At 65.0% G+C, this 17796-nt stretch carries 16 protein-coding genes; 8 read left to right on the forward strand and 8 right to left on the reverse strand.

From position 1 onward, the window contains the following. Positions 1-13: 13 nt before the first annotated feature. On the reverse strand, positions 14-1570 hold the full coding sequence (locus tag ACFTZB_RS28020; RefSeq protein ID WP_378436213.1) for an APC family permease: 1557 nt from the start codon (positions 1568-1570) through the stop codon (positions 14-16). Positions 1571-1809: 239 nt separating this feature from the next. After that, positions 1810-2022: a hypothetical protein gene (locus ACFTZB_RS28025; RefSeq protein WP_378436215.1), complete on the reverse strand. Its 213-nt coding sequence runs from the start codon at positions 2020-2022 to the stop codon at positions 1810-1812. On the opposite strand from ACFTZB_RS28025, the gene glsA reads away from it, so the two are divergent. From glsA to ACFTZB_RS28040, 3 genes are all read left to right on the forward strand, one after another. After that, a complete protein-coding gene (glsA, locus tag ACFTZB_RS28030) occupies positions 2011-2856 on the forward strand; it encodes a glutaminase A (RefSeq protein ID WP_241031500.1) in 846 nt (281 codons plus the stop codon). The two genes, ACFTZB_RS28025 and glsA, sit on opposite strands and share 12 nt — an antisense overlap. Before the next feature lie 65 nt (positions 2857-2921). Continuing rightward, a complete protein-coding gene (locus ACFTZB_RS28035) occupies positions 2922-3695 on the forward strand; it encodes a gamma-glutamyl-gamma-aminobutyrate hydrolase family protein (RefSeq protein ID WP_378436218.1) in 774 nt (257 codons plus the stop codon). Between the two features lie 162 nt (positions 3696-3857). Continuing rightward, positions 3858-4499: a response regulator transcription factor gene (locus tag ACFTZB_RS28040; protein ID WP_378436220.1), complete on the forward strand. Its 642-nt coding sequence runs from the start codon at positions 3858-3860 to the stop codon at positions 4497-4499. A gap of 47 nt (positions 4500-4546) precedes the next feature. Here ACFTZB_RS28040 and ACFTZB_RS28045 read toward each other — a convergent pair whose 3' ends face one another. The 4 genes from ACFTZB_RS28045 to ACFTZB_RS28060 all read right to left on the reverse strand — a co-directional run bounded on the left by ACFTZB_RS28045 (position 4547) and on the right by ACFTZB_RS28060 (position 11669). After that, entirely contained in the window at positions 4547-8008 is a 3462-nt protein-coding gene (locus tag ACFTZB_RS28045) for a protein kinase (protein WP_378436222.1), read from the reverse strand. A gap of 223 nt (positions 8009-8231) precedes the next feature. After that, positions 8232-9044, reverse strand: coding sequence for an alpha/beta fold hydrolase (locus tag ACFTZB_RS28050; RefSeq protein WP_378436224.1), 813 nt, complete (start codon positions 9042-9044; stop codon positions 8232-8234). Further along, positions 9041-10396: an APC family permease gene (locus ACFTZB_RS28055; RefSeq protein ID WP_378436226.1), complete on the reverse strand. Its 1356-nt coding sequence runs from the start codon at positions 10394-10396 to the stop codon at positions 9041-9043. Before ACFTZB_RS28055 ends, ACFTZB_RS28050 begins: the two co-directional genes overlap by 4 nt. A 484-nt stretch (positions 10397-10880) precedes the next feature. Further along, complete coding sequence (locus ACFTZB_RS28060; protein ID WP_378436228.1) at positions 10881-11669, reverse strand: response regulator transcription factor; 789 nt, start codon at positions 11667-11669, stop codon at positions 10881-10883. A 301-nt stretch (positions 11670-11970) separates the two neighbouring features. Between ACFTZB_RS28060 and ACFTZB_RS28065 the strand changes: the two genes are divergently transcribed. From ACFTZB_RS28065 to ACFTZB_RS28080, 4 genes are all read left to right on the forward strand, one after another. Further along, on the forward strand, positions 11971-13512 hold the full coding sequence (locus tag ACFTZB_RS28065) for a sugar ABC transporter ATP-binding protein (protein WP_378436230.1): 1542 nt from the start codon (positions 11971-11973) through the stop codon (positions 13510-13512). Positions 13513-13621: 109 nt separating this feature from the next. Continuing rightward, positions 13622-14545: an ABC transporter permease gene (locus tag ACFTZB_RS28070; protein WP_378436232.1), complete on the forward strand. Its 924-nt coding sequence runs from the start codon at positions 13622-13624 to the stop codon at positions 14543-14545. An 85-nt stretch (positions 14546-14630) separates the two neighbouring features. Then, positions 14631-15101 carry a hypothetical protein gene (locus tag ACFTZB_RS28075; protein ID WP_378436234.1) on the forward strand — a complete coding sequence of 157 codons (471 nt, stop codon included), beginning with the start codon at positions 14631-14633 and terminating at the stop codon, positions 15099-15101. A 448-nt stretch (positions 15102-15549) separates the two neighbouring features. Continuing rightward, positions 15550-15993, forward strand: a complete 444-nt coding sequence (locus ACFTZB_RS28080; RefSeq protein ID WP_378436237.1) for a hypothetical protein — start codon at positions 15550-15552, stop codon at positions 15991-15993. 141 nt (positions 15994-16134) lie between these two features. Here the strand turns inward: ACFTZB_RS28080 and ACFTZB_RS28085 are convergent, their stop codons facing one another. Beyond that, positions 16135-17082, reverse strand: a complete 948-nt coding sequence (locus ACFTZB_RS28085) for a phosphatidylserine/phosphatidylglycerophosphate/cardiolipin synthase family protein (protein ID WP_378436239.1) — start codon at positions 17080-17082, stop codon at positions 16135-16137. A gap of 166 nt (positions 17083-17248) precedes the next feature. Continuing rightward, positions 17249-17446 (reverse strand): hypothetical protein, encoded by a 198-nt coding sequence (locus ACFTZB_RS28090; protein ID WP_378436241.1) that lies wholly within the window; start codon positions 17444-17446, stop codon positions 17249-17251. 152 nt (positions 17447-17598) lie between these two features. Here ACFTZB_RS28090 and ACFTZB_RS28095 point away from each other — a divergent pair, with 152 nt between their 5' ends. Then, positions 17599-17769 (forward strand): hypothetical protein, encoded by a 171-nt coding sequence (locus tag ACFTZB_RS28095; RefSeq protein WP_378436243.1) that lies wholly within the window; start codon positions 17599-17601, stop codon positions 17767-17769. Positions 17770-17796 lie beyond the last annotated feature (27 nt).

Here is a 17796-nt window from a genome sequence, read left to right on the forward strand (position 1 = left end):
GACACGGGGTAGATCAGGCGGGCTCGGGTGCCGGCTCGGTCAAAAAGGAGTGGTCGGGTTCGTCGTCGAAGACGGTGCTGCCGATCCGCGCGTACAGGTGCGGCTTCTTGGTGCGCCAGTACAGAGCCAGTGCCATCGAGCCGAAGAACAAGCCGACCACGATCCACGGGATCGCCTTGAAGAACAGCGAGTCCGATGCCGATCCGGCTGCCGCCTTCATGTTGGTCGCCATCAGATAGATCACGAACACCATGCCGAGGCCACCGATGATCGGGCTCACCAGCGTGCGCCACCAGTTCGCGGTTTCCGGGTGCTGCTTGCGGACGTGGAAGTAGATGATGACCGAAATCGAACACATCGTCTGCACGATCAGCAGGCACAGCGTCGCCAGGACGCCGACCAGCACGAAGAGCACGGCGTAGGGATCGGAGTTGGTCAGTGAGCAGAGCACCAGGATGAGCGCGGCGAAGATGCTCTGGGTGAGCGAAGCGATCCACGGCGAGGCATGCTTCGGGTGAGCCTCACCGAGCCGGCGCCACAGCAGCCCGTCGCGGCCGAACGCGAACAGATACCGCGCAGCGGAGTTGTGGATGGCCAGAGCGCAGGCGAAGGACCCGCCGAGGACGAGCCATTCGAAGACCGTCACACCCCACGCGCCGACGTACTCGCGTGTCGGTGCATACAGCAGCTCGAAGGGATTGGGTCCGGAGGCGCGTTCGACGGCTTGATGTGCACCGTTACCGGTGACCACGCCCCAGGAGATGAAGGTATAGAAGACGCCGATGCCGATGACGGCGATCATCGTCGCTCGCGGGACGATCTTCTTCGGGTCCTTGGATTCCTCGCCGTAGATGGCGGTCGATTCGAACCCGACCCAGGACCAGAACGCCATCAACAGGCCCAACCCGACTACCCCTCCGGCAACTCCGTTCGTGCTCAGTGCGCTGGCGGGATTGAGGGAGGACCAGATGATGCCGTCGGGTCCACCGGTGCTCAAGGACCGAACAGCGGTGATCGTCAGCATCCCGATCTCACAGACCAGCACCACACCGAGGACCTTGGCGGCGACCGAGATGTCCTTGTGCGACAGGACCGCGATCACCGCCACACAACCGAATCCATACAGCTCCCACGGCAGATCGAGGCCGAACTGGGAACCGACCGCCTGCTTGGCGAACGCGGAGAAGATCCCGACGAGACCGGCTTCCATGATCATGTAGGTCCCCATCGACATCACGCCCGCTGCCAGGCCGGGAATTTTCGACCACCCGCGGGAGACGAACGTGTAGAAGGCACCCGCCGCGGTGATGTGCTTGGCCAACGCCACGAATCCGACGCTGAAGATCGTCAGCACCACGGTGGCGATGATGAAGCCCGCCGGCGCCCCGATGCCGTTGCCGAATCCGACCGCGACGGGCAGATTGCCGGTCATCGCGGTGATCGGCGCCGAGAACGCCACCACCATGAAGACGACACCGACGAGACCGATCGCGCCACGCTTGAGTTGAGCGGGGTCGGCCGCGGGGCCGGTGGGGGAGGGGCCCTCTGGAGGGTGTGAGTTGGCGATCATGCGGGATCTACCTTTCGCTTTGTCTGCTCGATGAGCCTAAGGCCGTAAAAGGCCTAAAGACAAGACCAGTAGACCAGAAAAAGTGGTTTGGGACACATTTTTCTTCTGACCGAAACATCGGCGACGCACGCCGCGTCCCGGCCGGTCGCCGATCAGAGAAATGGTCTATTGACTAGTTCTATTAGTGCGTTTAGTGTCGTCTTGTCAGTCCTGTGGCCACCGGTTGGTCACGGGATCGGTTATTGTGCGCACGGCTCGGCTGCCGTATCGGGCGCCAGATCGCCACACGTGCCGTCCAAAAAGGGTTCGCTCTTTACGCCGTTGTACCCCAGTGAAATCCGAGGTGCGAAATCTCCGTTCATCTCGCGCGACTCGAGACGCGCATCGATCAGCTCCAGGAGTATCTCGACATCGCTGCCGAGCACGGTCGCGCCGCCGCGGTGGCCGGGCACGTCTCGACCCAGGTACCGGCGCTCAGCTCGGTGCCACCGACGAAGTTCGGCATGGCCGTGGCGACCGTGGACGGCTGCGTGCTCACCGCTGGGGACGGAACCGAACCGTTTTCGATCCAGAGCCTCTCCAAGCTCTTCGCCCTGTGTGCACTCCTGCAACGCAACCCCGCGGTGTGGGACCACATCGGATGGGGGCCGACCGACTCCGGCTATGGCTCGGTGGCCGAGCTCGAACGCAACCTCGGCCGACCACGCAACCCCTTCGTCAATCCGGGCGCCCTCGTGGTCACCGACCGGCTGATCGAACTCACCGGGGACGCGGTGGGTGCCACCATCGATCTCCTGGCCTCGACCTCCGGTACCGCGGTGATCAACTCCGACGGTCGCGTCGCGCTCTCGGAGACTGTCGCCGACCACCGCAACGCGGCCATCGCGCACGTCCTCGCCGAGCACGGCAAACTCGTCAACGGGATAGATCGAGTACTCACGCAGTACTTCGCCCAGTGTGCGATCGCCGCGTCCGTGGAAACGGTCGCGAAGTCGGCGCTCTTCCTGGCCGACCGCTCGGCCGACGCGACCGTCCTCGACAGCGGATCCGTCCGCCGGGTCAACGCGGTTCTGCTGATGTCAGGCATGTACGGCGCGGCCGGCGACGTCGCATACCGGATCGGCCTGCCCGCCAAGAGCGGCATCGGCGGTGGCGTCCTCGCCATCATGCCGGGGCTAGGCACCGTCTGCGTGTGGAGCCCGCCGCTCGACACCGACGGCAACTCCGCCGGGGGAGTGGCCGCGATCGAGGAGTTCGCCCGGTTGGCCGGCTGGTCGGTCTTCTGAGCTGCACATCGGGTAGGTCGCGGGTAAACCGATCCTGCACAGGCAGTGCAGAAGGAGGAATGTCGATGAGCACAGAGATCCCTGTCATCGCAGTCACGCTCGACTTCGACGAACTGCCCGGGTTCGTCCACTGGAAGGAGATGTTCCGCGGCATCGTCGTCGCCGGCGCAGCACCGGTCGCCGTCGATTGCGGTAAACCGCGAACCGACCTTGCCGCGATTCTCGAGTGTGTCGACGGTCTGCTCATCAGCGGGGGAGTGGACGTCGACCCTTCCCTGTACGGCGGCTCACTCGACGACCCGCGTATCCAGAAGATCAATCCCCATCGAGATACGAACGAACTCGCCGCACTCGAGATCGCGCGTGCGCGTGGAATTCCCATCCTCGCCATCTGTCGCGGAGCGCAGTTGGCCAATGTCGCGCTCGGCGGCACGCTCTACGCTGATCTGGCCCGGGACTGGGTCGGGCGCACCGGGCACTGGCACAGCGAGGAAGCCCTGATCGACAGCCTGCACTCGGTGCAGGTGGAAGCGGACACCCTCCTCGCCGACTGGATGGGGATCGACGGGATCGTCCCCGTCAACAGTCAGCACCATCAGGGCATCAAGACCCTGGCGCCGTCGGCGCGAGCGGTCGCCTACACCGACGACGGTCTCGTAGAGGCCTTCGAGATCGCGTCCGATCGCCTCGTCGCGGTGCAGTGGCATCCAGAAGTGCTGTGGCGGAACGAGCCGCATGCCCTCGAACTTCTCCGCAGCTTCGTCACGGGAAAGAGGGGGGCGAGGAAGCCCGGCGCCACGGCGCTGGTCGGAGACGGGGCAGCGAACGGAGGGCCCTGAGGCTTCTGAGGGAGCGGGTCGGAACCGCTGAGAGTGCAGGAGAGCGAGCCGAAAGGTATCGGCAGACGACGTGAGGACGCAAGATCGCCGGCGGTGACCGCGAGCCCCGAGCAAGGGTGGCGGCGTGCGGCCGAACGGTCCGGCGAGCCGATCAGGAAGCCGATGAGATCGTCCACTGCCGGAGTTCCCACATGTGTTCTCCTGGTCGACTCAACCGTCGATTACGGCGTCGTCGACCAACTCCGCGCCAGCGGGTTGTGCCCCGGCGTGGTGGTCATCCGAGTGCAATCACACCGCAGGGAAGGAATCGGCACCGTGCAGGCTCTCAGGGCCACACGGGTGAACGCCGCCATCGTCGTCGTCGGCAGTGTCGAGACGGTCGACGACCGCGTCGCCTTCTTCGATTCGGGGGCCGATCACGTCCTCGATGCCTCCCTGACCACGAGAGAACTGGTCGCCTGGACTCGGGCAATCCTCCGGCGAATGCAACGAGCCCCACAACGCCCGGTTGGCAGAACCAAGGAACTGGTCCTGCAGCGGGAGTGCAACATCGTCGAACGCCTGGGCCTTCACACGGCCCTGACCCCGACCGAATTCAATCTGTTGGCAGTGCTGGCCGACAGCGAAGGAAGGGTCGTCCCCCGTCGTCACCTCCTGATGTTGGTGTGGGGCATCGCCGAGGAGACGACGACGAACGTCCTCAACGCGCACATCTGGTCGCTGCGCCGAAAGCTCGGCAGCATCGGTGCGTCCCACGCACTGCAGACGGTAAGGGGAGTCGGTTTCGCGCTAGCCGATGCGTGACTGCCGAACAAGGAAACGGAAATCTGCCCTCTGCCGCGCACACGGTGTCAGTGAACCTCAGCGGCAGCGGCAAGCGCGGTGTCGAGGAACGCGCCGGACAGGCCGGGGTAGAGGTCGGCCCCTTTCGGCTCTGCCAGGTGGGTACGCAAAGAGGCGGTGGCGGCGACAACGTCTGTGCCGCCGTCCGCGAGGAATCGGACCAGTTCGTGCCGGGCGCACTCGACCACGACGGGAACCAGCGCCGCCTCGGCGTCGTCGGCGCGCCCGGCCGCCCACAGACACGAGGCCAGCAGGCGCATGGCGTACAGCCGCGCCAGTTCACGTCCGGTCCCGGCGAGCGCCCCCACCCAGTCCTCCGCCCACTGGCAGGCGAGCCGGCTCGCCGTTGGCTCACCGGTGCGCACCAGCAGCAGGATGGCCGTCTCGTCCTCGAGCTGCGCGGTAATCTGCTCGATTCCGTCGACCGGTTCCGGGTGCGAGTTGCGGGTGACAGCGACGAATCCAGGGCGCGGCGGAAGACCGAGCCGGATACGTTCGGTGTCGACGGCCGCCCGCAGCCGCGGAAGCGAGAACCGGGCTGCGGTCCCGACACCCTCGTCGAGCTCCTTCGCCGCGCCGATACGGTCACCGCGGGCACAGAGGATTCGCGCGCGCAGACAATAGTGGCGAATCATGAAATCCGGAGCGCCACCGAGCGCGGCCGGGTCGAACGTCTCGCTGAGCAACTCATCGGCCTCGGCGAGACGGTTCTGCTCGTACAACATCTCGGCGAGCAGAGCACGGGTGAGCCGGGCGTGCTGAGATTGCGTGTTTCCGGCATCGCGGACAAGTTGAAAGGCCCTGCGGTACAACTCCGCTGCACCGGTCAGGTCCAGTTGTTCCGCTTTCGCCATACCGGCAAAGCAATACCCATAGGCAACAGTGTACGGACCAGTCGTTCTGCTGTGGTACGGAGCTGCCCAGGTCTGTCGGCGATAGGCATCCCGAAAGCGGAACTCGTATGTGTCGGCGATAGTGACAAGCAGTGCGGCCATCGACACCACGAACGGATGTTGCCCCGCCGGGTTGGCCAGGCATTCGGCGACCAAGTCCGTGATCCCAGCGACCCGGTCCGTGGTGGCGTCGATATTCGCTTGGAGAACATCGGCTTCCACCCGCATCCGCGAGCGCAGCTCGGTGGGGAGCTCGAGAAGGTCGAGCAGCTCGAGCGCGTGCCGCCGAGCCTCGACCGCGACGTCGATACGCTGCAGCTCGGCATTCGCCCATCCGATCGTCAACTGCAGTCGCGGACTCGACAGCACCAGATCCGCCGGCAACTTCGCGATCAAGCCGAGCAGCGTCGACATCTGCGACCGATCGAGCAGATACAGGTCGTCGCGCTCGAGCAGATCCAGCGCCCCCCGCCTGTCGCCGGCGGCGAGAAGGTGATCGAGGGCCTCACCGAGCATGTGCCGCTCCCGGAACCACGCGGACGCCGTGCGGTGCAACTGCGCGATCCGGCCCGGATGATCGCGTTCGAGCCGCTGCCGGAGCACCTGCGCGAACAGGTTGTGATAGCGGTACCACCGGCGGTCGTCGCCCGTGCGGTCCAGGAACAGATCACGGGCGACGACGCGCTCGAGGCGGACCGCACCGTCGGGGACCTCGGCCAACGCGGACGCCAGGTCGCCGCACACCCGGTCCGGGATCGCGGTGACGAGGACGAAATCGAGCACATCGGGCTCGAGGGCGTCGAGCACGTTCTCGGCGAGATACTCACCCAGGGTGTCGTTTCCGGCACGGAACTGTTCGACCAGGCCCGCCGCGTCACCGGCCTCCCTCAGCGACAGTGACGCCAGCTGCAGCGCCGCGACCCAGCCGTCCGTCGACGCCCGCAGCTCCTCGACGTCGGAATCGGTCAGCGCGATCTGCCCCGGACCACCGAAGAAGCGGCGGGATTCGGGGAAATCGAAACTCAACTCCTCGGGACCGACCTCCCGCAGCTCGTCGTGCACCCGCATTCGGCTCAACGGCAGATTCGACCGGCTGCGGCTGGCCACCACGATCCGCAGGTGATGACAACCGTTGTCGAGCAGGAACTCCACCGTCGCGATCGGCTCCGCGGCGGTCACCCGATGCCAGTCGTCGATCACGACCACGAGGGGCTCCCCACTGTCGTGGAGCCGGTTGATCAGCGAGGTCACCACGAACCGCTCCACCGCCTGCCCGTGCTCCTCGAGTGCCTGCCCAAGCTCGCCAACCAACCCCGGGCGGACCAACCGGATCGCCTCCACCAGGTGCGAGAGGAACCACGCGCCATTGTTGTCGTCGCGGTCGACCGTCAGCCAGGCGACGGTGATTCCGTCGGCGACCAGTTCGTCGCGCCACTGCGCGACGAGGCTGCTCTTCCCGAATCCCGCAGGTGCGTGAACCAAGACCAACCGACGCTCCCCGGCAGTCCGCAACATGGCGAGGAGCCGATCACGGCGCACCAACTGCCGGGTAGTGGTGGGCGGACGGAATTTGGTCACCGGCACCGGCGGTGTGCGTGGTGACGACATGGGGTACACCCGCGGAGGCCGCTGCGCGGCATGCTCCATCCCCGTCCCGGGGGTGGAGCGAGGATCACCGGCACGCACGGCGGGAACATGCAGATCGTCGACGACGATCCCGTTGCGGCGCTGGGTGGCACGAAGCTCGTTCCCGAACTCGGCCGCACTGCCCGGCCGCTCTTCCACGGCGCGGGACATCGCCTGTTCCACGGCGTTGCAGACGTCGTCGGGGACATCGGCGTCGCGCAGGTCAGGGACGGGCTGCGTGGAGATCCGCAGGAACTGGGCGATCACCTGCTCGCCGCTGTGCCGCTCGAACGCGGCATGTCCGGTGAGCGCACAGAACATCGTCGACCCCAGGCTGTACACATCCGAGGCGACAGTCGGTGGCCGACCTTCGAGTACCTCGGGTGCGGTGAAGGCCGGCGAGCCCGTGATCGAGCCCGCCGTGGTCTCGAACCCGCCCGAGATCCGCGCGATCCCGAAGTCGGTGAGTTGCGGCTCGTCGTAGTCGGTCAGCAGGATGTTCGCGGGCTTGACGTCCCGGTGCAGCGTGCCGCTGCGGTGGGCGGTCTCGAGCGCCCCGGCGATCTTGATCCCGAGCCGGAGCACCTGCTCCCACCCGATCGGTCCTTCCCGGCGGATCAGCGCATCCAGGGACCCGTGCGAGTGATACGGCATGACCAGGAAGGGGCGCCCCCTCCCGGTGACCCCGACCTGGTAGAGGTCGACGATGTTCGGGTGCCCGGACATCCGGCCCATCGCACGCTGCTCGCGCACGAAACGCGCGAGGTTCTCGGGATCGAGGTCCGTGGTGAGTACCTTCACGGCCACCGTGCGGTCGAGATCCTCCTGAAGGCAGCGGTAGACGACCCCGAAACCCCCGCGTCCGATCTCCTCAGCCTCGTCGAAGCCGGCGACGGCCAACTCGACCGCGATGTCCGGCTCGCGCTGTGTGGCCCCCGGGTCGTCCGCCATCGGCCGTCACCACCTCTGAGACGCTTCCCCCAGGATAGTCCGCAAGGACGACGGGCCGAGGTCGTTGCGTGGCCCGCCTGGAGTCCGTGAGCAGCACGACCAGCGGCGAGCCGAACGGGTTTCCGCCTAGCGCTCGCAGCCAGGCGGCCGGTACCCTGGTGCGGCCCTCAGCCGGCAACATTCACCAGTGAAGGTGCTTCTCTGCGCCCGGTGATATCAGTCGTCACTTGGTGGTATTGCCGCCGCCGGGAAATTGCTTGTCGAGCCATGCCCGAACCACCTGTTGCCACGGTTCCGCTGCCTCGGCGAAGATCATGTGCGCGGCATCCACCATCTCCAAGGTCGCGTTGGGCAACTGTCTAGCCAGCCGCTGGGAAAGTTCGGGCCGGGTGAGAATGTCGTAGGTTCCGCCGACGACGAGCGTGGGCTGGTGAATACCGGACAAACGAGACATTGTCTCATGCTCGCGGCATGCTTGCGCCGCCGCGTGGAACCCTTGCAGGTCTGGGACGGGCATTCGTCGGAATTCCTGGACCGCTTCGGGATGGGCCTGCAAGAAGGGAGCGGACAGGCAGAACAGCAGCAACGAATCGATCAGCTCGGTTGCAAGCCCCTTGGCGGCCAGCGTCTGCCAATGTTCGAAGATGACGTCGCCGAATACCTGTTGCTCGGACCACGTGTTGGTCAGCACCAGACCGTTGAGATCGTCGGGATGCTTGAGGGCCCACTCCTGGCAGATGGCGCCCCCCATCGATGATCCGATCGCGACGACCGGGCCCAGATCGAGGGATCGGTGAATGGCGTGGGCATCGTCGGCCAGTTGTTCGATGCGGTAGGGGCCTTCGGTGATGGGGCTGGTCCCGATACCGCGGTTGTCGTAGACCACGCAGTGGTAGTCGGCAAAGGCGTCGAGAACGGTCGACCAGGACGACATGTCGTCACCGAGTCCTGCGACGAACATCAGGGTTGGTCCCGAATGATCACCACTGAACTCGACCCCGAAGCGGCCGCGAGGTGTTTCGACATACTCGGTCATGCTGTTTCCTTCTGTTCGATTGGGGTAGCGGCACCGAATGTGATGTTGCGGGTCACTGCTGCCCCGATTGCGGCGAATAGTGGAATGAGAAGCCAGAGATGGTTCACGAGCGAGGAATTCGAACCGGTCAGGGACTGGTAGTTGTCGATGGCGAGCCACAGGAAGAAGCCGATCGCTACGAAGGCGATGACGGGGGCGATCGTTGTCACCCATAGCCGGTTCTCGTCGTGGGTGGAGCGAAGCACGAAGCACACCGCAAGCGACGAGGCCATGTAGAGCACCAGGATCGAGACGGAACCGATGCCTACGAGCCACGAGTACAGCTGCACGTACGGGTCGGCGCCGAAGAGCGCAAAGACGCTGACGATCGACAACGTCACGGCCGTCTGGATCAGGTTCGCCCGGTGCGGTGAGCGGTGCCGAGGGTGGGGTCTGCCGACCGGCGACGGTAACGCTCCATCCCTGCCTAACGCGAAGAGGTACCGTGACAGCGCATTGTGCATGGACAAGACCGCCGCGAAGATGCTGGTGGCAAGGAGCCACTCCATGGCATCGGTCGACCAGCTGCCCACATAGTGGGTGTTGATCGCGAACAGGAAGTTTCCGGGATCCTCGGTCGCCACCCGCGCGGCTTCCTCGTTTCCATAGCCAATCTGGAATATCCACATCACCAACGTGTAGAAGACACCGACCACGAGCACCGCGATGTACGTGGCACGGGGGATGGTGCGCCGCCTGTCACGGGCCTCTTCACCGTAGAGAGTCGTCGCCTCGAACCCGACGAAGCACGCAAATGCCACCAGGAATACGATGCCCGGTGCACCACTCGACATCGCACGAATCGTGAACCCGTCGAAATTGATGCCGTCGTAGCCACCGCGGAGCAACGTCGCGACATCCAGGACCAAGATGATGGCCATTTCGACAATCAGCAGTACGCCGAGCACTTTGACGCTCAGATCAATCTCGCGATAGCCAAGCACACACATCAAGGCAACGGCCGCGAGGGCAAATACCCACCAAGGGACGTCCACCGACAGCTTGCGCTCGCACAATTGCGACATCATGTACCCGAACAAGCCCAAGTTGCCGCTCAGGAAGGCGTTGTATCCGAGAATAGCCACGAAGGACGCACTGAAACCGGGTCGCGAGCCGAACGCCTTCGCCACGTAGACAGCGAAACCCCCCGGGCCGGAATGCCGCCGGCTCATTGCAGCGAAGCCCACTGAAAACACCAGCAGCACAAGAGTGCACACTGCATAGATGCCGGGGGCGCCGACACTGCCTGCGGTTCCGAACACGATGGGAGCTACGCCGGCGATCGCGGCCAATGGGGCTGCAAACGCGAGCACAAAGAAGACGATACCGACAGTGCCTACAGCATTGGGGCGCAAGCCATCCGTTGGTGGATCCTCATGGTCTGACACGGTGTCTTACTCTCGCCAGAATTGAGATGCCGCTTCCGCGGCGAATTGTGATACGAATTTCGAGCCGCTGATCCGGGCCGCGCGCAAGCTACAGCCCTCCTCGGGCGATCGCGGCACTGCATCGAAACCTATTGTTGAGCAGGTAATTGGGCGGTTCGAAACGCAACGCTACACCTTTTGGAGTACTTTTTCGACCATTAGTCTGACTTCATTGTCGAGCCGACCGGGGACGGGCGCCCACACGAAGCGTCGCGGGCGGAGGTGCGTTGGACAATGTGTCGGCGCGATCTGCGTGAGCAGGCCGGAGGGACCGCCGGCGGCCAAATGGGCGGGGGTTCCGCGCGGACGAACGGGTGGAACATCGGGACGGGCCCGGTGCCCGGATATTCGCGGGATGCCCAGGTACGCCTCAATGACCCACCGAGGCCAGCACGAGGTTGTCCCGTGGTTGCTCTGCGGGGATGCCGAGGGCGTGGCCAGCCGGCTGTCGCCGGACGTGCGCCGAGCGCGGGAGGCCGGCGCGTTCGGCGAGGACGGCAGCCTCGGTGCGATTGGTGGTCCGGAGTTTGTGCAGCACGCGCTCGACATGGGTGGAGACGGTGCGTGGGGCGAGTGTCAACGCTTTGGCGATCTCTGCGTTGGGCAGGCCATCGCGCATGAGCGAGAGCACTTCGTGTTCTCTGGCGGACAGGTGTGCATCTGCGAACCTGGATATCAGGGCCGTCCATTCCATCAGCAGAGGACGTATGGAAGCGAGCGTGTCCTTGGTGTCGGGTTGGAAGTCTCTGTCGCGGACGCTGGCGTGGACGACGCCTATCGTGCGGCCGGTGTTGTCTCGCAGCATCACCGATACGCCGTTGTTGAAACCCGATGGTTGGAATACGCCGAATGCCGTGTAGGTGTCCCGGAAACCGGGTAGGTCGTCCCAGCTGTAGATGACGTCGGGATTGTTCCGTACGCTGCGAAATCCGGAACATCCCTCCGTGAACCGGGGGGCCAGGATGTATTCGAGGACGTCGTCCGGGTATCCGACATTCAGCAGAGCATGGTGAGCGCCGTCGTGAGGTGACACCGCGCAGACGGTCACGGAGGTGGCCTGAGTTTCCCGGATGACCAGGTCCACCACGCTACGGCATCGGTCTGCGACGGGAGTGGTGGCCGATTGACTCAGCACGACACTCCAGAGTGTGTGATCCATGCCATACAGCATAAGGGTCTATTGTCTCGACCACACTACCTTTTTGCTACTTTTTTCGGCTGGTCAATACGTAAATATGCGGATACCCCCAGGTGCACACGGTCCATACGCTTGCTGCACGGGCCGAGGCGTCGACCGCCGAATCAGCTGACGGTGGCATCTCGAAGTGCATCCCGCCACGCCTCGACCCGAAGTCGCGGAAGGAAAACAGTATGCATCCCTACAGATTCGCTCCCGGATCGCGGCGAGCACGACAGACCCCCGCCCACCGCGGTGGCGGCCCGGCGCGGAGGTGTCCTGAATGACCAGCACGAGTGATATGGATGGGCGGCCGGTCGCGAAAACCGACCCAACCGAGATGGTCCTACGCGCGATCGGTATCAGCAAGAAATTCGCAGGAAACCAGGCGCTGAAACCTACCGACTTCGAGCTGGCGGCAGGGGAATGTGTGGCGATCATCGGGGAGAATGGGGCGGGCAAATCGACCTTCGCCAAGATTCTCACCGGAGCCGAGCGATCGGACACGGGGACGCTGCAGCTCGGCGGCATCGAGTCGACCTTCGGATCTCCGCGCGAAGCCCTGAACCACGGAATCGCGCTCATCCCGCAAGAGCTGGCGTATGTTCCGGACTTGGCGGTTGCCGAGAACGTCATGCTGAATCGGCTGCCCAGCCGGAAGGGCGTCACGACCCGCAAGGCGATCAGAAGCGAAGCACTCGGCGTCATGCAACGCGCCGGACTCGAGGTTGCGGTTGACCGCACGATGGCGAGCCTCAGCCTCGCCGATCGCCAAATTGTGGAGATCGTCAAGGCACTCGGACGCGAATCCAAGGTCCTCATCCTCGACGAGCCCACCGCGGCGCTCACCGCGGACGAGAGTGCCAAGTTGTATGCCATCCTCCGTGAACTGCGGCAACACGGGATCGGCATCATCGTCATCTCCCACCATCTCGATCAGATCAGTGAGCATGCGGATCGCATCGATGTCTTCCGTGATGGTGAACGAGTATTCTCTGCAAGCCCACGCACCACGCCCAATACCACATTCATCGAGCAGATGCTCGGCGCCAAGAGCCACGTCCTGGAGATGAGGCGAAAACGCTCGGGTGGGGGAGAGCGGGTCCTCACTGTAGATAGCTGGAATGTCGACGGGAGACCTGGACTGTCCGATGTGTCTTTCGCACTGCACGCGGGTGAGGTCGTCGGAATCTACGGAATCCGTGGCGGCGGTTCGGAACTGGTGGCCGAGGGACTAGGCGGGCGGCGACCCGACATCACCGGCACGCTCACCATCAGCGGGAAAGAGTTGCGGATCTTCCGCACCCCCAGAGAAGCGATGTCTTCTGGGATCGCTTACCTACCCCCGGACCGCAAGAACGAGGGACTGGTTCTGCCGATGTCCGTGTCCGGGTCGATCAGCATGCTGATCCGTCGGAGACTGGCAACCGCGGGATTGATCACCGCCCGCCGCGAGGACGATCTAGCGGCATATTGGGCGGACCGCTTTCATCTGAAGGCCTCATCCCTGCGTCAATCTGTCGGTGAGCTGTCCGGAGGTAACCAACAAAAGGTGCTGCTCGCGAGCCGCTTGGCAACCGAGCCGTCGGCGCTGGTCGTACACGAGCCGACGCGCGGCGTCGACATCGGCGCCCGACACGAGATGCACGAAACGCTCCGCGCCCTCGCAGATGACGGCGTTGCCGTCCTGGTCATCACCTCCGATGTCGAAGAAGCCGTCGATGTCAGCGACCGACTGCTGGTCATCCGAAACGGAACACTCGTCGCCGAACTCGGTGGGGATGCAATCACCCAAGAACAAGTCATCCGCCTTGCGGCAGCATGATGTAGGAGAAACAGTGAGCTCAGCCATTACCACTCGCGAGGCAGGAAGTCGGGAGGGCACTGCACCCTCCATGGCACGGCATCGGAGTGCCCGAACCCGCAATGTCCTTGTGCAGTCGTTGGGCATTTCGGCGTTTCTGGTCATCCTGATCGGTGTCTTCTCCTCGCTGTCGCCGGCATTCATTTCCAGTGGCAATGCCATCGGGATTCTGACCGGGATCTCCTTCATCGGTCTTGTCGCGCTCGGCCAGACGCTGGTGATCATCGCCGGGGGATTCGATCTCTCCGTCGCCGGGGTTGCGCCGCTGGCCGCAGTGGTCTTCGCGAAACTCGTCAATGCCGGCACATCCGTTCTCCTGTCGATCGTCGGAGCGGTGCTGGTGGGCGTGCTGGTCGGTGTCGTCAACGGGGTGATCGTCACCAAGGGGAAGATCAATCCGCTGATCACCACCCTCGGGATGCTCTCGATCTCCGGAGGTCTCGCATTCACCCTCGCGGAGGGCCAGAGCATCCCGATCGCCAACCTCACTGCCGGATTCCTCGCCGACACCGATATCGGGCTCGTTCCGAACCAGGTGTGGCTCACGGGTAGCGCATTCGTTGCGATCACCGTGGTGTTGCGCTTCACCACCTATGGTCGGTCCCTGTACGCACTCGGAGGCAATCGAGAAGCAAGTTGGCTCGCGGGAATGCGAGTCGATGCGATCACCATCAGCGTCTACGCATTCAGCGGCACCTTGGCCGCAGTCGGCGGAGTCATCCTCGCCAGCCAACTCCTCGCAGGCGACGGCAACCTCGGAACGACCGCAGCGCTGCTGTCGGTCGCCGCGGTCGTACTGGGTGGCGGCTCGTTGAAAGGAGGCTCGGGTGGTGCCCTCGGCACCCTGGCCGGTGTTCTGGTCCTCGGTGTCCTGGCCAACGGACTGACCCTCCTCCATGTCTCGGCCTTCTACCAGCAGATCGTCACCGGGGTCGTCCTCTTGGCCGCGGTCGGCCTCAGCAACCTCCGGACCCAGGTGACCGCCTCATCCTGAACATCAGCCCACACAGGGATTCACCCCCAGTCCGCATCTGCAGGACCATGCGCGACCCCCACGTCGCGCGCGAAGCGAGGAACCCATGACAACAAGACCGAACCGCACACGATGGAACCGCGCCCACCGATCCCTGATCGCGATTGGAATCACCCTCGGCATCACGATCACGGCGTCGTGTGCGACAAATGACGCCCCGCCAGTCTCCGGTGCCGCCGCGGACACGTCCATTGCCGGACTCTCGATGGCGTACACAAACGCCACAGACGCCGCACCCCTCTACGTCCTTCTCCAGGACGGTGTGAAAGCTGCCGCCAGCACAACGGGAGTCAAGCTCGAGACGTACGACAACGCCCTGGACGCCTCGACGGTGTCGTCGAACGCGCGACTGGTCGCGCAGAGCAAACCTGACTTCGTACTCTCGTACAACCCGATTGCCGGAATCTACGGCTCCGTCGAGAAGATCTACCAGAATGCCGGCATCCCCTGCATCGCCGTCAACACACCCAGTGTGACCGAACCCAACCCCGGCTACTGCTCCTGGCTCAGCTCATGATGATGGGGTTGTGACGTTCGGGGACCGGCCTGCGTGGGTCGCCACGTCGGGGGGTTGTGCCATGCTGGGGGGCACGGAGTCGACGTCGGGGGACAACATGACTGTTCATGCATTGGTGCGATCGGCAGGCAGACACGGCTGGACGTTGCGATGCGATCTGTGTGAGCGCACCTTCGCCGCAGCCGTTGACGGTCGGCCGCAGGCGGTGGCCTTCGCCCGGACCAATGGGTGGATCGTCGGCGAGCGCACGTTGTGTCCGATGTGCGCGGTCACCGACACCGCCCGCCGCACAGCCTGACCCGCTGATCCGCAGCCCCGAAACCCGCAGCCCCGCCCCGGAACTCCGGGACGATTGCCGGGCTGTGAGGATGAACTCGAACATTGTCAGTCTTACTGAAGGGAACAGGGTCTGACGGGGGAGTTGGCCGTAGCGAGCAAGGGGGCTGTGATGGTGTCGTACTGGTGGAGCCGCGGCGATGGTCTCGACAACCATCAACTCGGCCAGATCCTCACCCGCGCAGCAGGTGTGGCCGAGGTCGACATCACCGATCCGCGGTCCATCGACCGCACTCTGCGGATCGCGGTCGCCGATCCCACGGTGCTGGCCGAGCTGGACCAGTGGTGGCAGATGGTCGAAACCCGCCGGGCCGGCAACACCACCCGCAACCCGGGACTGGTTCTGGAGCAGTCAATTCGGTACCTCACCGACCGGCTCGACACCGGCACCATCACACCGGAGGCGCTCGGCGAATGCCGCCGACAGGTCGCCGCGGTCGACCGGAGGATCACGAGCGCGAAGGACCTTCCCGAACTCGTCCACCCGGACGTGTCGATGCTCGATCTCCTCGCCCGCTACCTGGAGGCCCGCTCCCGCGTTCTGGCCCTGGCGTGAACCCACCCGAGTGGGTGCAGAGCCGGCGCGGGCCGGCGACCACACCGGTGACGCCCCCGATGGTCGCGGTGATGTCGGTGCCCGATCACGGAGGGGACGTGTCGTTACCCCTGGTCACGGCACATGGTGGGGCGGTGGGTTTTAGAGGTTCCAGAGCCCCAGCACCGCGGCCCGCAGGCTGGGGGACGCGATGCGATGATCGACTCGGAGCCGGGCACCCGGGTGCCCGGCGTCGGCGAGGATCTGCTCCGCGACCGGCACCGGAATCGGGTCCAGGTCCGTGCGGCCGCGCAGCAGGTGCCCGACGGCACCGGGGGAGCGCGGGATCGCGATCGCCTCGGAATCGACCACGGCTGGCGCATGGAGCCACTGGTGGTCCGCGGTGACGAACACGAGGACGTCACCACGGCGCAGGCGGGGGTCGGATTTGTCGTGATGGAACCATTCGAGCTGGTACTTCGCTGCCGGCCCGGCAGGGGCGCGGCGGTGACGCGACTCGGCGGCCCAGGCGTGCTGCTCGGTCGGCTCGGGTTGATATTCGATGATGTGCCGCAGAAACATTCGGGTGATCTTGGCGGGCAGGAAGCCGGGGTCGGCCTGTCCGCGGCCGCTGACCCCGGGGATCGGCACCGCCCGCCCGATCTGCCACTGCGCGACGGCGTTGTCGAGGAACACCTGATCGACCTCGGTGACCTCCTCGATACCGTCGATGAACCCCCGCACCGAGGCAACAAGGTCCGGGTCGTCGGTGATGACCACCCCCTCGACGGCGATGGTCGAACTGTGCGAGGCATTCGCGGAGCCGATGACCGCCCACCGCTCGGTGGCGATGACATTGGCGTGCAGGTCCGGCGAGGACAGCACCCGCACCCCGGCATCCCGGTAATACGCGAGCGCCACCGGGGAGGTCAGGTGGGCGCGGACCGCGGCGCGGGAGGCGTTGACGACGAGGACGTCACCTGCGCGCAGCGGCAACAGGGTAGGCGCGTCTTGGCCCAGGTGGGCGATCGCAGCATGCCGGGTTCCGCGGGTGCGGATGGCCCGGGTGATGTGCGGCCACGGGCTCGGCCCGTGGAAGGTGGTCCCCATATCCGAAACGGTAGCGGGTGCGCACACCGGGCCGGGGCGGATCCACCGATCGCCGGCCCGTACGGATCAACGCCCCGGATCAGCACGCTGCGCTGCGACGATGACATGTCCCCGTCTCCCGCGCGCGAGCGCACTGCGCAGCCCCGCTACGGGTGCGAGGGTGCCGTCACGGCCGACGGCCGTCGTGCGGGTTCGGTTCGGCAGCCCGGTACCACGCGTGCGCGGCGAGGCCGGCGATGAGAAACGCCCACATCGCCACAACCGGCGAGTCGGTCGTGGTCGCAGCCTGTGCGATCGACACCGCGGCGGTCGGCAACATGATCAGTTGCAGCCGGGTGGACGCACGCACTCCTCTCCAGCGCACGGATACTCCCCCTTCGACCCATTCTGGATGTGTCGTCTGCGCACACCATGACACAGGCGAAACGCCGGTACTACACGCCCACTACACACCCCATTTGTACAACACAATGTCACGTTGTAATGTAAGGCCACCGACAACGAGGGGAGATGCACATGTCCAACACTGCAATCGTCGAGGGGTCCGCCGAACTGGACGCCGCGCGCGCTCGCTACCGCGCATCGATCGGAGGCGATTCACACGAGGAGTTCGTCGCCGCAAAGGTCGCCCTGATCGAGCTGGGAACCGGCCGCACCGTCTCCGAAGAGGAGATTGACTACCTGTAACCAGTCAGGAGCGTTGAGGCCCTCGCC

Origin of the sequence: Rhodococcus sp. NPDC057014, assembly GCF_042673295.1 — a bacterium.
Classification (GTDB): domain Bacteria; phylum Actinomycetota; class Actinomycetes; order Mycobacteriales; family Mycobacteriaceae; genus Rhodococcus_F.